Raw genomic sequence first — 15,111 nt, 5'->3', positions numbered from 1 at the left:
GCTAGCATGGGATGCGCGAAATTGTAAAAAATAATTATAAATCTGATACTTGAACAGTAGCAACCAAATGGTCAAGTAATGCTTTTACATTGGTTGCGATAAACTGCCTTGGTGGATACACCCCCCATACCCCTTCAGGTGCCGGTGCAACATTCGAAAGAACAGCAGTCAACCTGCCATTGGCTAAGTGTTCATTGACATAGTAATCTGGTAATTGCACGATGCCTAACCCTTTGATAGCAGCGTCAACCAATGCCCAACCACTGTTACAGGCCAAACGCCCTGCCACTTTGATGTGCTTGTCTTGGCCCTGCTCTTTTACCCGCCAGTAACTGTTATTACCAATCAGGCAATTGTGCTGATGTAATTCACTTACACTGTGTGGTTGGCCGAATTTATTGATATATTCAGGGCTACAACAAATAACAAGCCTGCGCTGACTAATGCGCCGAGCTTTTAAAGATGAATCTTTTAAATGACCAAGGCGAATAGCGAGATCATACCCATCTTCTAGAAGATTGACTTGCTCATTGCTTAAATGGCTGATCACTTCAATATCTGGGTGCTTTTGCATAAACGAATGTACCGCAGGCATGATGAAACTTTCACCATACATCACAGGAGCTGTTAGTTTTATACTACCTTTTGGTGTCAGTTGCTGCTCTGCAAGCAGTGCCGTGGCATCATCCATGGCATGCTGTAATTGTTTAGTTTGATGCGCAAACACCTGCCCTTCTTGCGTTAGCACCACTTTACGGGTTGTTCGGGTTAACAATTGTGTGTTTAATCGCTCTTCTAATTGACTCACATACCGGCTTACATGGGCCACTGACATACCCAGTAGTTTACTTGCTTTTGTAAAACTGCCTGTTTCTGCTACCGCTAAAAACTCATCAATTCCGTGCCAACGGTTCATTATTACCATACTGTAAAAGTGTTTTAATAAAACGAAGATTATCATTCATTGAGAAACAAATAAAATAGACTAAGTTTAATACTTACTTCCAACAACTATAAGGGAACGTTATGACTGATTTTATCAAATCAAAAGCGGCTATTGCTTGGGGTCCAAATCAACCACTATCAATTGAAGAAGTGGATGTAATGATGCCTAAAAAAGGCGAAGTGCTTGTAAAGATTGTTGCTACAGGTGTTTGTCATACCGATGCATTTACTTTATCTGGTGAAGACCCTGAAGGTATTTTCCCAGCAATCCTTGGCCATGAAGGTGGCGGTATTGTTGAAGCCGTAGGTGAAGGTGTAACACATGTTGAAGTAGGCGATCATGTTATTCCTCTTTACACTGCTGAATGTGGCGAGTGTAAAATGTGTAAATCGGGCAAAACAAATTTATGCTCTGCGGTACGTGAAACGCAAGGTAAAGGTTTAATGCCTGATGGCACAACGCGTTTCTATAAAGATGGTCAACCAATTTATCACTACATGGGTTGCTCTACCTTCTCTGAGTACACTGTATTACCAGAGATTTCACTTGCTAAAGTAAGCAAAGAAGCGCCTCTTGAAGAAATTTGTTTACTTGGTTGTGGTGTAACAACCGGCATGGGTGCTGTTACTAAAACAGCAAAAGTTCAAAAAGGCGATACAGTGGCTATTTTTGGCTTAGGTGGTATCGGTTTATCGGCGATTATCGGTGCAAAAATGGCGGGTGCTGGCCGTATCATTGGTGTTGATATCAACACCAGTAAGTTTGATCTTGCTACTAAACTAGGTGCAACTGATTTAATCAATCCAAATGACTTTGACAAACCAATCCAAGAAGTAATCGTTGAAATGACTGACGGCGGTGTTGATTTCTCATTTGAATGTATCGGTAACGTTAATGTAATGCGCTCTGCTCTTGAGTGTTGTCACAAAGGTTGGGGTGAATCAGTAATCATTGGTGTTGCAGGTGCAGGCCAAGAGATCTCTACTCGTCCATTCCAACTAGTAACAGGTCGTGTATGGCGCGGTAGTGCATTTGGTGGCGTTAAAGGTCGCTCTGAGTTACCAGAGATTGTTGAGCGCTATATGAATGGTGAGTTTGCCTTAAACGATTTCATCACACACACCATGAAACTTGAAGATATCAATGAAGCTTTCGACTTAATGCACGAAGGTAAGAGCATCCGCTCAGTTATTCATTATTAATCTTTTAATTTGGCGCTAGGTTGACTCCTAGCGCCTTTGTTTCAAGGATTTGGTTATGCTAGAAAACATAAGCTCAACAAAAGTCAGCGGTGGCTGGCATAAACAATATACCCACCAAGCTAGCAGCACACATTGTGCTATGCGCTTTGCGATTTTTTTACCGCCAGGTGCCAGCGAAACGAATAAAGTGCCAGTGATGTATTGGTTGTCAGGTTTAACCTGTACAGATGAAAACTTTATGCAAAAAGCCGGAGCATTTAAAAAAGCGGCTGAACTAGGTATTGCGATTGTCGCTCCAGATACTAGCCCGCGCGGTGAAAATGTGCCTGACGATGAAAATTACGATTTTGGTCAAGGTGCTGGTTTTTATGTCAATGCGACTCAAGCGCCTTACAATGTGCACTACAACATGTACGACTATGTGGTTTCTGAGTTACCTGCACTTATCGAAGCACACTTCCCTGTGACGACCAAAAAAGCCATTGCTGGTCATTCTATGGGTGGTCACGGCGCATTGATGATTGCACTTAAAAACCCTAAACAATACGTCAGCGCCAGTGCTTTTAGCCCGATTGTGAACCCGATTAATTGCCCTTGGGGTGAAAAAGCGTTCAGTAATTACCTAGGTAGTGATAAAGCAAGTTGGCTTGAATACGACAGCTGTGAATTAATGAAAAATGCCGTCGCTGATGATTATTTACCGATGCGTATTGATCAAGGTGAGGCCGATAACTTCTTAACTGAGCAACTCAAAACTGAGAACTTATTTGCTGTCGTAAACGAAAAAGATTACCCAGCTGAGATCAACATGCACGCGGGTTATGATCATAGTTACTTCTTTATCAGCAGCTTTATTGATGAACACCTGATGTTTCATCAAAAGTATCTGTGATTAATACTTAATTTTTAGTGTGAGGGCTTAACTTCCTCACACTCTTTAATACTGCGTGTAATTTGCCTGCAAACTAATTGCGGTTGTTGTTCTTTTGGTTTGAGTAAACCAATAACAGCGCTATCAATTTCAAAGCCTAACTTTGCGAATGAAAAGCCCTCAGCATCGGTTACAGTACTGTTAGTTTGATTTGCATTTGTAGTTGCAAGATTTGTTGGTTGTGAGTTTTTTGCATAGCCATCGACTATTGACCCCGCCACTGTACACCCCACTAATTGGTAGCTAACTAAGCAAATAACAAGTTTTGAAAAGCTAATCTTCATTGTTAAAACTATCCATTAATGTAGGTCTTTTTTTTGGCTCAGCTTTAACCTCAACACATTCTTTTACTGCGCGACTAATTTGACGACATTTAAGCTCAACGTCTTTGTCTTTACTACCGCTCTCTAGGCCTTCAATAATTGCTTTGTCGATTTCATAACCTAGCATCGTCATGGTCATGCCATAGTTAACTCGGTTATTATCTTTTTTATCTGCATAAGCACTTGCCGGCTGTGCTTGACTCGTGCGCCCGCCAATTCCATCTGCAACTAAGCCAACTGCAGTACAGCCACTGAGTAAACTAACTGATAGTATTACGTACAAAGATTTAAGCATCGGTCCTCCAATACACTTAAGCTTATTTTCTAAGCATAATAACAAACGCGTAATTTAACTGTAAAAAACTGTAGATTAATCACAAATATCGCGAATAAACTCTTTTAGAAACCCAACTAATTGCAATAGGAATATTAACAAGAAAGGTAAAGCGCCTAAAATTGCAACGCTACGATTTAATGGTTCATCTTGTAGCAGCAATAATGCAAAGCTACATATGAATAATGCTAAACACCATGCGTAGAGTGTCACACGGTTACTTTGCTCCGAGTCAACCAGCTCTCTTATGACTAAAATCGCAGAGTCTGCGGAAGTGGCAACAAATATCAATAGTAGTAATAAGCTTGCCCAAATAAACACGGTTCCTTGCCAGTCTAGTTGATTAAAAAATACAAATAAACCTTGGCTATAATCCTGTTTTATTGCGACTAAAATGCCCGCTTGGTTAAGTCTATCCCATTCAATTGCTGCCCCCGAAAAGGCCGCAAACCAAATAATAGTCACTAAAGTTGGAATACACACAACCGCCAAAATAAATTGCCAAACTTTACGCCCCTGGCTAATTTTGGCTAGGAACACACCAACAAATGGCCCCCACGCTAACCACCAAAAATAATAGTTATATGTCCAATGAGCCGCCCAGTCCGGCGCTTTTAATTGGCTATCGAATTGCCAAGTACCAGTTGCAAGCAACTGTAAATAGTAGCCTGTTCCATCTAAAGCAATCTTTATAATAGGCTCAATTGGCACCACTAGTAGCAACCAAAAAAGCAGACTAAATGCTAGAAGTACGTTAAATATACTTAGAGACTGTACCCCGCGTCGTAATCCAAATTTAACCGACAACGAATAAATAACTGCTAACAAACAAACGATTAATGAACCCACCTGTAATGTTGAAGTAACCCCCAACTTTATTTCAACACCTTTACTGATCAGTAAAGTGGAATTAGCTATGGTGCCGACGACACCAAAAAAAATAGCGATTACCGCAATTAACTTTACAATAAACGACACAGTAAATTTTGCAGACTTATCAATGCGATTACCAAGCGCCGTTAAAACAGGGGCACAAATATCTCCTGACTTCCCACTGTATTGCGTTAATCCCCCAAGCACTAGCGCAAATACAGCATAAAGTGCCCAAGCATGAGCGCCCCAATTCACTAGGGTTAAAGCGAGGCTACTGGCTAGTCTATCTGAGTATAAGCTTTGTTTAAGAGGTGGGTCGAGAGAATGTAATGCAGGCTCTGCTACGCCCCAAAAAACCAAGCCAGAGCCCATTCCTGCTGCAAACAACATGGCAAACCAGCCAAAGTTTGAATACTCAACAGCAGCATGTTCGCCACCTACTTTACGGCTACCGAGTGGGCTAATGGCTAAAATAATGATGGCAAACAATAAAAAATTCACCAATAAGAAAAAGCTACTACCAGTCCATTTTAACAGCATTTGTACAAACGGCTGAACTTGCTCAGTGATAACATCAGGCAAAATCACAGCAATCAGTGCACCAAACATACACAGTGCAAGCGCGGTTTTTTCTAGGGAGGAGATGGAATGTTTCAATGTGAAGCCTATTTTGTCAGCGTGTTTAGCATACTGTTAGCATGGCTGAAATTCAAACAGCCAAAAGGCTGAAAAAATGACATAGCACTGCGTAAAAATCGCAAATTATAGCAAGCCCTACTTTTAAAAACCCGGCTACATGTCCCTAGTTTCCTCATTTTATTTAATTTGTTGATCGGGTATTGAAATTGCAAAGCTATCATAATCTTTATAGCAAGGAACAAAGCATGGACTTTAATATTGATTGGTATGAAATTCTCGATAATTTAATTCATCTAGGTATTGCCTATTTACTTGCCCTTCCAATGGCTTTTGATCGAGAAAAAACCAGTAATGGTGCAGGTCTACGAACATTTCCATTAGTCGCTGTTGCATCATGTGGTTATGCATTGGTGGGCATGTCTGTTTTAACAAGTTCAGAGGCAGAATCAAAAGTACTCGAAGGGATTATCACGGGTATTGGGTTTATTGGCGGTGGCGCTATTTTGAAGAACAAAAACTCTACCTATGGAACAGCCACAGCAGCCAGTATTTGGAACATGGGACTTATTGGCATTGCTGTGGCATTTAGTCGTTACGAAATCGCCTTTTTAATGGCGTTGATTAATTTCGTAACACTAAGATATGTTAAGCGCTTAAAGAAATAATTAACTCGCGTCATATTTTGAGTTAACTATGGCATAGCCAGTTTGTTTAACTTTAATCTCAGCAGGGCTTGCAGATTTAACTAATAAACCGCAACGTCTGCTCTGCTCATCAATGACATAATTAACCGATTCACTTGCTTCAAGGTCAATGACTTGATCGGCACAGCGGATCTGTAATTTAGAAACATCGCTCGCGCCTTCAATTTTGATTGAACCGCGAGATAAAGATAAATATGACAGCTTATCTTTTGAAACATTGATTTGTGAATTAATCTGCGGTGTTCGCGCCAATAGGTCATCAATTTGCTTGATAGTGGCAAGTTTGTTTTCTTCTGAAAACTGTTTACCCTCGATATTATCTAACGCATAAATAGCATTGTAAGCAAGATTAAAATCGCCCTTGAAGCTGTACCATTGTAAAGTACTTTTAGCGACTAGATATTGTATATCTGTTGGTAACTTAGCTCGCAGTAAATAGGCTACAGACAACTGCTCATCAAAGCCAAACCATTGCTGTTGATGATAATAATATTGGCTTTTCAACCATGCAAATAATGCCTGTTCAGAGGTGTTTTTAGTATGATCTTTGTATAACTCAGCCAATGCTTGGTCAGCTTTATCAAATTCTTTTGCTTGCAGCATTTTATTGATTTCATCGTATTCATTAATAAAACCACGGCTCGCTTTGTCATTTGAGTAACCATTAAAATACTTACCTACTTCAAATGAAAACAGGTAACCCCCTTCTACGGTTTTGCCTTCTTTTGTGGCAGGTGCAAACTCTAAGTTGGTTAAGTATTTCTCTGCATTTTCTTCACTACCCCGAGTATCAGATGCCATAATCACTTCAATGTCTTTTGCCTTACCTTGTGTATCAACCACATAAGACATTAATGCCCAGCCTTCTAGACGAGAGCCGTTATAACTACCTGGGTAACGTTTGTTTGAATTTTTAACAATATAGGCAGAGGTAGCAGCTTGAACATCAACACCTAAGTCATTGACGTCTCGTGCTAAAGCGTGTGTTGGTAATGCGATAAGTGAACAAAGTGCTGCGAGTTTAGTGAATTTAATCATGATATTGGCTCCAAATCCCTTAGATAGGAACATTTATAGCACTAAAAAAGGCGCTTTAAAAGCGCCTTGCTGTCAAGAATGTGCTTAAACATGCCTTGATCTTAAAACATATCCTGGTAAGGGTTTGGTTTAGATAATAAAACTTTTTTATCAAAACCAGGGATTGTCATTGAATCTTCACTAATTTCAATACCATTTTCATCAATTAAGCCATCACCAAAACGATAAATTAGCTCATAATGACCTAAATCAGCGTGTTGTTGATAGTCAGCTTGCGCTTTGGCTACCTGAGTATGACGGTCTTGATATTGCGCCATAACCTCATCACCATGACGCTTTGCAAGCATCTTTAATGTAATTGCCGGTGATAACACAGTCGCCGTTGCGTTATTACCACCAAAGCCTTTTGAGTTAATGAAGGCAATATCCATTGCATCACATTGATAATGTTCAGTACGAATGTCTAAATGCTCGCTATACACATCATCTGCCACTTTATCGATTGTCGTAATACCCGGCATAATGTTGTGACTAAACACACCTAATGCCATAGCTAATTGGTCACCACTAGCTGGAGCAATGGTATGGCCAACATACGCTTTAGGCGCAGCAACCTTCCAATTATCAATTGCAAATGTTTCTGCCACTTTATGATAGATCAGTGATTCTGTTACGCGGTTTTGTGGTGTACTTGAGCCATGAGCCAAAATAAAGCTACGTTTTTGTACCGCCTCTTGACCAACAATACTGCTTGCTAGTGCAACAGATTTTGCCATCGTGATGTAGTTACCTGGGCCCGGGGCTGTAATTGATTTTTTAATACCATCGGCATTGACGAACACATCTGCAACGCTGCCTAACACATCAGCACCTAACTCTAATGCCAATGCATCATCCATTAAAATAGCAACTTGTGCGCCTTCACCAATTGTAAAGCCACAGTTTTCACCAAATGGACGGCTGGTACGGCGATGATCAACCACATCTGTATTATCAAGGCGCTTTAGGCCCTCTTCATTAGCAAGTGCGCTCATATTACCAAAACCTTCAACGATTTCCGGAGTAATTGCACACTCAACAGACGCCACTATGGCTACACGCGTACGACCCGCTTGAATATCGTTTACTGCAGCACGTAGGTTATATAAAAACGTTGCACATGCACCTGATGTAGTAAAGGTTGTACCCACATTGCCTGTTACATAAGCATTGATAAAGTCAGTAGACATAGTGTTTAAGCCAAGTGCAAGCTGTTTTGTACTCACACGGTCGCCCTGCTGACGCGCACGAATAAGTCCACCAAATCCTTCATCATCAACTTGACCAGCCACAGAAGCTGAGTAAGTGCCAATTTGATCAGGCTCAACACTATTCATTACCTGCTGCCATGGCAGACCTGTCGAACGAATCGCATCGGTTGCGGCAAAGATAGTCGCTTGCAGGCCTCTTGGTTGATAACGGCTGTTATACATAGCCGAAGGTTCAAAACCTGTTGGTAATTGACCGGCCGCTTTAATTGGATTATCACGGGTACTGTCATGTTTAATAGCAAGATCAGCACTAATTGTGACTTTAACTTTTTTATCAGTTAATTCTTCAACCTGCCAAGCACTTGGTAGTGGAGTTGGTAAATCACGGCGGCGCGTTTCAAAAACAATCTGCTGTTCATCTGACGCTGTTAACGTCATTTTTTGCTGCCATGGAGTCGCATCCACATCGAAATGATTTTTTTCAATTTTACGAATAAGTGTGCCAGCTAATATTTGATCACCGAACTTAGCTTCGATGTCTGATTCGGCAATGGTATTGCCTTGGGCATCTTTAAGTACACCTTCAGTAAGAGTGACTAAGTTCATTAATGTCGCTAAGCCTAAAAATGTCTCCTGACGGGCTTTAGCGTCCAAGCTGTCTAACACGATACGACGATAACCTTGATGAAAAGAAGTGCGGCCAGCGGCATTAATACCACCCATACCAACAATAACGGGTAATGCTGTCATAAAAAACCTTGAGAAAACGTGTTATGAGAATTAAACCAAGTTTAAATGGATTAATTAACACGCTTTATGCTTAAATAGCCAAATAACATGCACAATAGGCCAAAAACAACTGGTCGGAGCAATTTGAGTGACGAAACTTCAACAAGTAAAAGCCATTGAAATTAGTATTTTGGTTTATCCTCATTTATTAATAACCAGTTTAACCCTGCCTATCGAAATGCTCAGAGCTGGTGAGGCTTTTGCAAAAAGCCATCGTCAGCAGAACGAATTTAAACCTCTAAGCATCAATTTAGTGGCAAGTAGTCTAAAAGCGATCCCTAATCGTACTGGGCTTTCAATTATGCCCGATTGCGAAACCGTCACCGCGCCTGCTAGTGACTTGATTATTGTGCCTGGGATTTGGCGAAACCCACGCCCTGTGGTGAGCAAACAGCAAAGTTTGGTGAACTGGCTTGGTGAATCTTGGCAACAAGGCAGTCATATCATTGGTGTAGGCACTGGTAATTGTTTAGTTGCAGAAGCAGGCTTATTGGATGGCCACCCTGCTACCACTCACTGGCATTACGCAGAGCAATTTAAACGTGACTACCCTAAAGTGCAGCTTAAGCCTGACTTTTTCATCACACAGTCTGAGCGCATGTATACAGTTGCGAGTTTAAATGCCCTTGCCGATGTTATTGTGCATATTATTAGTCAATATTACGGACGAGAAGCGGCGCAACATGTTGAGCGTAATTTCTCCCATGAAATTCGTAAGCCCTATGAAGATCAGCGCTACCTTGAGGGTGCCGTCGATAAACACCCTGATGAACTCATAGCACAAATTCAATTTTGGTTAAAAAACAATTTAACATCTGAACTGACTCTGCAAGAAATTGCAGCACAATTTAGTTTAAGCTACCGCACCTTTACACGCCGTTTTCGCCAAGCCACCAGCCAAACTCCTGTGGAGTATTGGCAACAGTTGCGGGTACAAACTGCAAAAGAGTTATTAGCGTCTTCAAATTTGTCTATTCAAGAGGTTGCACTGGAAGTTGGTTATAACGACCAAGGTCACTTAACACGGGTATTCAAGAAAGTGCTTTCACAAACACCTAGTGAATATCGCACAGTCGTTAGACGAAAACTATTTGGATAAAGCTAAAATGCCGGAATTGTTCTAAGCAAAGGTCAGATTAATCATATTTAAGTTGCTGAATTAAAAATTATTACTAAGCTTTTAGTTAGTTGTATAGGTATTTGTTTGAGTCTAAAAATGTATCAGCTTGATTATGATGAATTAGTGCAAAGTTGGAATAAAACCCTCGAAGTTTTAGCCCTTTTTGCTGATGTGCCCGTCGCCTTAGTAATGAAAGTAGAAAACAATATTATTAGTGTGTTTTCAAAAAACAATAACCAAGATAATCCTTATGAAATTGGTGACAGTGAAGAGTTAGAAGATTCAGGCCTTTATTGTGAGCATGTCGTAAAAACACAAAACTTACTGAATATTCCCAACGCACTTATTGATGAGGACTGGAAAGAAAACCCAGATATCAAGCTTAATATGATTTCTTATTTAGGTTTACCAATATGTGCAGGAGACACCACCCCATTTGGCACAATCTGTATCCTTGATAGCAAACCCCATGAATACAACGAGCCCGTGATAAAGCTACTCGAAACCATTAAGCAAAGCTTCGAAACCCAACTGAAATTATTGCATCAGCAAAAACAAGCGTTCGAACAACAACAATTTGCTGAACTAGCCACTTTAATTAGAGGGATAGCCCACGAGCTCAACACACCACTCGGTAACTGTATTACCGCAGTAGATGTTACACAACTTGCTGTCAAAGAAACACAAACCAGACTTATAAAAAAACGACTTAGCCAACAAGCACTGCAAAATACTTTAGAGACATTGATAAATACCAATGAACTACTAGACAGAAACTTAACTTCATGTGCTTATAAGATACGTATTTTACAAGATTTGCTTTATACCAAGTCGCAATCAAGCAAAACAATCATGACGTTAGAGCAACTCTCTGAGTCATTGTATAAGCACTTAGAAGAGCAAATAAAACATCGCGGTATCAAATTAGATATTAATTATCAAAACCCTCATAACCAATTTGAAGTTGATATAGACTTACTCAAGCAAGTGCTGTTCATTTTATTGCAAAACTCAATTGAGCATGCATTCAACAATATTGCAGACCCTCTAATAGAGATTGATATTTTTGATTTTGATGAGGTGTTAAAAATTCACTACACCGATAACGGCACCGGTATCAGTAGCACTGAATTAAGCTCAATTTTCACCCCATTTTATAAAGGTAAAAACAACCAATCAGGTATAGGGCTTGGCCTCAGCATAGCGAAGAAAATAGTTAGCCAACAACTGCAAGGCGATATTTGCGTACAAGAAAGTGATGTAGGCGCCCACTTTTTAATTAGCTTGCCTAAGTAAGCTAATAAGTTTAAATGTCTTTCGTAAATAAAATCTTACTAGTTTGTGGGCTGCCTCTGTCTTCATAGCCTGTTATGACATAGCCATTTTTGATAAGCATATTCAGCATTGCAGGAAAACGGTTCATCGACTTAACCTTAATGGTTCGGTAATTGTTAGCTTTAACCCATGCTTCTTGCGCGTTTAATAAAGCCTGCGCAATGCCCTTCCCTCTACATTCTGGCGCAACCGCGCCAAGCCAACTATAGAAGGTGTTTGAATCGAACGCATAACCCAGTTTGTAGGCCACAGGCTCATTATCGATATAAGCCACTAAAGCTAGGTGCTCAATATCTGCACACTTTGCTTGTAATTTACTAAGGGTATTTCGGCCATCAAACTCAGGGATTTGACTATCGACAAGTAACAAATCGTCTAAACTAGCTGGCTTTACCGTGTAACAAGGCTCCATGACTCACTCTAACCTGATATCTAATTTCACTTTTCTTTTCGATAATACAACTTTGAATAGCGTTTTACACGGGCATGTACACCGCGCCCTAAACTCTTAAATTTTGCTTCAAGAACATCTACGCCATATAAAATACCCACCACCAGCACCGATAGTTTTATTGCAGCTAGTAAATTATCAGTAGCAATAACAACACCAATTGATGCTAACACCCAAATTGTCGCAGCGGATGTTACACCAACAACCGCGCCATCTTTTGCAAGCATCACCCCTGCACCTAAAAAGCCGATACCAGTAATGATCTGGCCAACTACACGTGAATGATCAATATCTTCCCCATGCAACATAAACGCTGTTGATAGAAACAAATAAGTCCCTAGCACAATGAGCGCTGACGTACGAATGCCCACAGGTTTACCGCGTAATTGACGCTCCATACCAATAATTGCGCCGCAAAAAGCGGCGCTACCTATTGCTGACCAAGAATAAGGGGCAATATCAAATAAACTACTCAGTGTCACTGCACTTCCAAATCAAACTAACAATCAAAATTATAAATAAAAGGCCATCGCAGTGCTGAGTCTTGATGAACCAAAACTCGCCATTTTGTTAAAATCGGCTTTAGCTATTGGCACATGCTGACAATCAATCGCCAATTGCTTTTCGTTTTCACAAAACGGGTCATGCACGTACAAGCAATGCTCATCAATATGCGTTACACACACCCAGTGCGGTGACTTTTTACCATCAAACCGATAAGTGCTGATCAATAACACCACCGCTTTACCCTCAACAAGCCAATCTTCAATGGTAGCCAAGGTTAATTCTTGATAGCGTACTGGCAATTTTGCAGCTATCGCTTCGGCTACAAACTGATTGTGTACGGTATGCAAAATGGCTTTTTTCTTTTCACTTCTTACCCCGTCAATAAACAAGGTATCACGGGTATTTAAAACTACATCGGCTTTAAAACCACGTTTCATTGCAGCAAGTGCTAACCCTAGAGGGTGGCAACCACCATGCCCTGAAGTCATGAAGATAGTCGTGGCTTCACGCCATATATCCAGCTCTTTGAGTTGGCTCATTGCGGTATCATTCAATGATGACATTGCCATTAATAACGCCGCGGGACCACAGGTAAATTCGGTTGTTTGCTGGTACCAAGGCGTGTGTTTATCGGCATTAAATTCGATATTACGACGAATGTTTTTTTGCATTCGATGGGCATCACTATGGTCATCATAATAATCACTGTAATGACCAAACACCTGGTAACCCAGTTTTTCATATAAACGAATTGCTGATTGGTTGTTTACCGCAACTTCTAAACGCATGTATAAACGGCCCCGTTTAGCCGTTTCATTTTCAAGCGCAAGTAGTAACTTTGAAGCAATCCCTTTGCCTTGCTGAGATTGCAAAACCGCCAGTGAATATAACCGAGCAAGCCGCGTCCCTTTGTGACACCACACTAAACCATAACCAACCAATTTATTATCTACCTCAGCCACCATCAATAAGCCGTGGCTTGCGCTGATCCAGCGTTTTAAACTACGGCTACTTAATCTATCTTGGGTGAAGCTTTGCTCTTCAAGGGTGACAAGAGCCGTCAAATCCGTGGCCTGTGCAAAGCGGATTTGACAAACAGATGCGTTCATTAACCGCGGCCTCGTGCTTCTAGGCGTTGTTTAAACTCATCCATAATGATCATATAAAGCTCATCACCTAAATAGGCATCTTCGACTTTATGGTCGATACTTGGGTTGTCATTCACTTCTAACACGTATGCTTTACCTTGATGCTCTTTAACATCAACACCATACAAACCTTTACCCACCGTTTTACAGGCTTTTAATGCTGCATCAAGTACCACTTTAGGTAGCTCAAAAGTTGGCAAAGTCTCAAAACCACCTGAGAAGAAACGTTTTGCATCATGGTTGTAAATTTGCCAGTGATTACGGGCCATTAAATAACGACACGCATAAATTGCACGGCCATTTAACACCCCGACACGCCAGTCGTATTCTGTGTACATGTACTCTTGTGCAAGCACCAGTGCACTGAACTCAAACAGCTCTGTTAACTTAGCAACTAACTCATCACGATTAGTAACTTTAAATACGCCTTTTGAGAAAGAGCCTTCTGGCATTTTTAATACCAGTGGGTAGCTGAAGTTTGCTTCTAAACTTTCAATTGTCTCTTCACTTGTATCAGCCACAACGTGAGTTTTTAAACTCGGAACTTTTTGATAATTAAAGGCATCGTGCAAATACACTTTATTACAACAGCGCAGTATCGACTCTGCATCATCTATGACCACTAACCCTAAGCTTTGCGCTTTACTCGCTAAACGATATGTTGGATGGTCGATGGCTGTGGTTTGACGAATAAACAACGCATCAAATTGTGCAATATTGGTAATTTCATCAAATGTCAGTGCTTGAGCATAAATACCGTGCTTAGCGGCTGCTTTTATAAATTTAGCAATGGCATCTTTATCACTTGGCGGCACTTTTTCTTGGTGATCAACCAATATAGCCATATCCCAACGATAACGACGTTTTTTATCGTGAATACGCCACACTGACTCTGTAAAGCTGCTGAGTTGTTTTACAAACTCTGTAAAGCCAGTGTCATCTAATGATGCAATTGTGCCTTGTTTTACAACACCTTGCTCATCACACACCAAAATAGGCGCAGGATATTGCGAGAATAACGCTTTGGTTGCTTTACTTTGCTGCTCTTTATCTGTGTGACCAAAAAATACAGTGCCACCAGCAAGCGCTTTATGACGCGTGCTGTGCTCATCGCTACGTAGCGCATTAATTGTTTTTACACTTGGTAATACCTGGTGCTTTCTTGCTTCAGCAAGCAAAGAACAATAATAACCTTTACTTAAATACTGCCCTGTATCACACAAGTTTAAAATGCGTGTTTTTGGCTCATTATGTTTTGGGTAATCACGTAAGTAGGTGTCAAAGGTAATGACATTTTCGAAATTTTGAGCAATACGTTGCTCATTGTTATCAACCACAATCAAGGTTTTAAACACGACTTTTCCTAAATTAAGCCATAGATAAAATGAAAAACACCCAACCAATTAAGTGAACGCATGAGGCTAAACTTCACTTAACTAGATGGGTGCTTGAAATACCAATACACAATAATTGTGTAATTTAGCGTATTGGTATAAGCATTAAGCTTGATGTGATTTATAG

Annotated in this window: 15 protein-coding genes; 5 read left to right on the top strand and 10 right to left on the bottom strand. The window is 40.6% G+C overall.

Annotation, left to right across the window (positions count from 1 at the left end):
* Positions 1-34 precede the first annotated feature (34 nt).
* Positions 35-916: a LysR family transcriptional regulator gene (locus EXT43_RS13200; RefSeq protein WP_130167174.1), complete on the bottom strand. Its 882-nt coding sequence runs from the start codon at positions 914-916 to the stop codon at positions 35-37.
* A 110-nt stretch (positions 917-1,026) separates the two neighbouring features.
* Here EXT43_RS13200 and EXT43_RS13195 point away from each other — a divergent pair, with 110 nt between their 5' ends.
* Together EXT43_RS13195 and fghA are read left to right on the top strand one after the other, a co-directional pair.
* Positions 1,027-2,148 carry an S-(hydroxymethyl)glutathione dehydrogenase/class III alcohol dehydrogenase gene (locus EXT43_RS13195; protein WP_054561612.1) on the top strand — a complete coding sequence of 374 codons (1,122 nt, stop codon included), beginning with the start codon at positions 1,027-1,029 and terminating at the stop codon, positions 2,146-2,148.
* A 55-nt stretch (positions 2,149-2,203) separates the two neighbouring features.
* Positions 2,204-3,040 (top strand): S-formylglutathione hydrolase, encoded by an 837-nt coding sequence (gene fghA / locus EXT43_RS13190; RefSeq protein ID WP_130167173.1) that lies wholly within the window; start codon positions 2,204-2,206, stop codon positions 3,038-3,040.
* A 14-nt stretch (positions 3,041-3,054) separates the two neighbouring features.
* Here the strand turns inward: fghA and EXT43_RS13185 are convergent, their stop codons facing one another.
* The 3 genes from EXT43_RS13185 to EXT43_RS13175 form a co-directional block, all read right to left on the bottom strand.
* Positions 3,055-3,363, bottom strand: a complete 309-nt coding sequence (locus EXT43_RS13185; protein WP_055020863.1) for a hypothetical protein — start codon at positions 3,361-3,363, stop codon at positions 3,055-3,057.
* A complete protein-coding gene (locus tag EXT43_RS13180) occupies positions 3,353-3,697 on the bottom strand; it encodes a hypothetical protein (RefSeq protein WP_063527461.1) in 345 nt (114 codons plus the stop codon). The genes EXT43_RS13185 and EXT43_RS13180 overlap by 11 nt, the downstream gene beginning before the upstream one ends.
* A 75-nt stretch (positions 3,698-3,772) precedes the next feature.
* A complete protein-coding gene (locus EXT43_RS13175; RefSeq protein WP_240701502.1) occupies positions 3,773-5,266 on the bottom strand; it encodes a BCCT family transporter in 1,494 nt (497 codons plus the stop codon).
* Between the two features lie 227 nt (positions 5,267-5,493).
* Here EXT43_RS13175 and EXT43_RS13170 point away from each other — a divergent pair, with 227 nt between their 5' ends.
* On the top strand, positions 5,494-5,913 hold the full coding sequence (locus tag EXT43_RS13170; protein WP_130167171.1) for an MgtC/SapB family protein: 420 nt from the start codon (positions 5,494-5,496) through the stop codon (positions 5,911-5,913).
* On the opposite strand, the gene EXT43_RS13165 is transcribed toward EXT43_RS13170, so the two are convergent.
* Positions 5,914-6,990, bottom strand: a complete 1,077-nt coding sequence (locus tag EXT43_RS13165) for an energy transducer TonB (RefSeq protein WP_165385105.1) — start codon at positions 6,988-6,990, stop codon at positions 5,914-5,916. It lies immediately after the preceding gene.
* Between the two features lie 101 nt (positions 6,991-7,091).
* The gene (locus EXT43_RS13160; RefSeq protein ID WP_130167169.1) at positions 7,092-8,990 is read right to left on the bottom strand and encodes a beta-ketoacyl synthase; all 1,899 of its coding nucleotides are present in this window, start codon (positions 8,988-8,990) and stop codon (positions 7,092-7,094) included.
* A gap of 127 nt (positions 8,991-9,117) precedes the next feature.
* On the opposite strand from EXT43_RS13160, the gene EXT43_RS13155 reads away from it, so the two are divergent.
* A complete protein-coding gene (locus EXT43_RS13155) occupies positions 9,118-10,128 on the top strand; it encodes a helix-turn-helix domain-containing protein (protein ID WP_130167168.1) in 1,011 nt (336 codons plus the stop codon).
* 105 nt (positions 10,129-10,233) lie between these two features.
* Complete coding sequence (locus EXT43_RS13150) at positions 10,234-11,445, top strand: ATP-binding protein (protein WP_130167167.1); 1,212 nt, start codon at positions 10,234-10,236, stop codon at positions 11,443-11,445.
* A 10-nt stretch (positions 11,446-11,455) separates the two neighbouring features.
* Here EXT43_RS13150 and EXT43_RS13145 read toward each other — a convergent pair whose 3' ends face one another.
* The 4 genes from EXT43_RS13145 to EXT43_RS13130 are packed head-to-tail and all read right to left on the bottom strand — an operon-like array spanning position 11,456 to position 14,945.
* Positions 11,456-11,896, bottom strand: a complete 441-nt coding sequence (locus EXT43_RS13145; RefSeq protein WP_130167166.1) for a GNAT family N-acetyltransferase — start codon at positions 11,894-11,896, stop codon at positions 11,456-11,458.
* A gap of 26 nt (positions 11,897-11,922) precedes the next feature.
* Positions 11,923-12,417: an MgtC/SapB family protein gene (locus tag EXT43_RS13140; RefSeq protein ID WP_054551426.1), complete on the bottom strand. Its 495-nt coding sequence runs from the start codon at positions 12,415-12,417 to the stop codon at positions 11,923-11,925.
* 30 nt (positions 12,418-12,447) lie between these two features.
* A complete protein-coding gene (locus EXT43_RS13135) occupies positions 12,448-13,551 on the bottom strand; it encodes a GNAT family N-acetyltransferase/peptidase C39 family protein (protein ID WP_130167165.1) in 1,104 nt (367 codons plus the stop codon).
* Positions 13,551-14,945: a RimK family protein gene (locus EXT43_RS13130; protein WP_063529163.1), complete on the bottom strand. Its 1,395-nt coding sequence runs from the start codon at positions 14,943-14,945 to the stop codon at positions 13,551-13,553. The genes EXT43_RS13135 and EXT43_RS13130 overlap by 1 nt, the downstream gene beginning before the upstream one ends.
* Between the last annotated feature and the right edge of the window lie 166 nt (positions 14,946-15,111).

The sequence above is a fragment of the Pseudoalteromonas sp. CO109Y genome (genome assembly GCF_004208935.1).
Lineage (GTDB): Bacteria > Pseudomonadota > Gammaproteobacteria > Enterobacterales > Alteromonadaceae > Pseudoalteromonas > Pseudoalteromonas shioyasakiensis.
This window is presented reverse-complemented; position numbering and strand designations above follow the sequence as displayed.

Excerpts from the sequence above, each read along its gene's own strand:
- EXT43_RS13200 (WP_130167174.1), bottom strand. The coding sequence starts at position 916 with ATGAACCGTTGGCACGGAATTGATGAGTTTTTAGCGGTAGCAGAAACA.
- EXT43_RS13195 (WP_054561612.1), top strand. The coding sequence starts at position 1,027 with ATGACTGATTTTATCAAATCAAAAGCGGCTATTGCTTGGGGTCCAAAT.
- fghA (WP_130167173.1), top strand. The coding sequence starts at position 2,204 with ATGCTAGAAAACATAAGCTCAACAAAAGTCAGCGGTGGCTGGCATAAA.
- EXT43_RS13185 (WP_055020863.1), bottom strand. The coding sequence starts at position 3,363 with ATGAAGATTAGCTTTTCAAAACTTGTTATTTGCTTAGTTAGCTACCAA.
- EXT43_RS13180 (WP_063527461.1), bottom strand. The coding sequence starts at position 3,697 with ATGCTTAAATCTTTGTACGTAATACTATCAGTTAGTTTACTCAGTGGC.
- EXT43_RS13170 (WP_130167171.1), top strand. The coding sequence starts at position 5,494 with ATGGACTTTAATATTGATTGGTATGAAATTCTCGATAATTTAATTCAT.
- EXT43_RS13165 (WP_165385105.1), bottom strand. The coding sequence starts at position 6,990 with ATGATTAAATTCACTAAACTCGCAGCACTTTGTTCACTTATCGCATTA.
- EXT43_RS13160 (WP_130167169.1), bottom strand. The coding sequence starts at position 8,990 with ATGACAGCATTACCCGTTATTGTTGGTATGGGTGGTATTAATGCCGCT.
- EXT43_RS13145 (WP_130167166.1), bottom strand. The coding sequence starts at position 11,896 with ATGGAGCCTTGTTACACGGTAAAGCCAGCTAGTTTAGACGATTTGTTA.
- EXT43_RS13135 (WP_130167165.1), bottom strand. The coding sequence starts at position 13,551 with ATGAACGCATCTGTTTGTCAAATCCGCTTTGCACAGGCCACGGATTTG.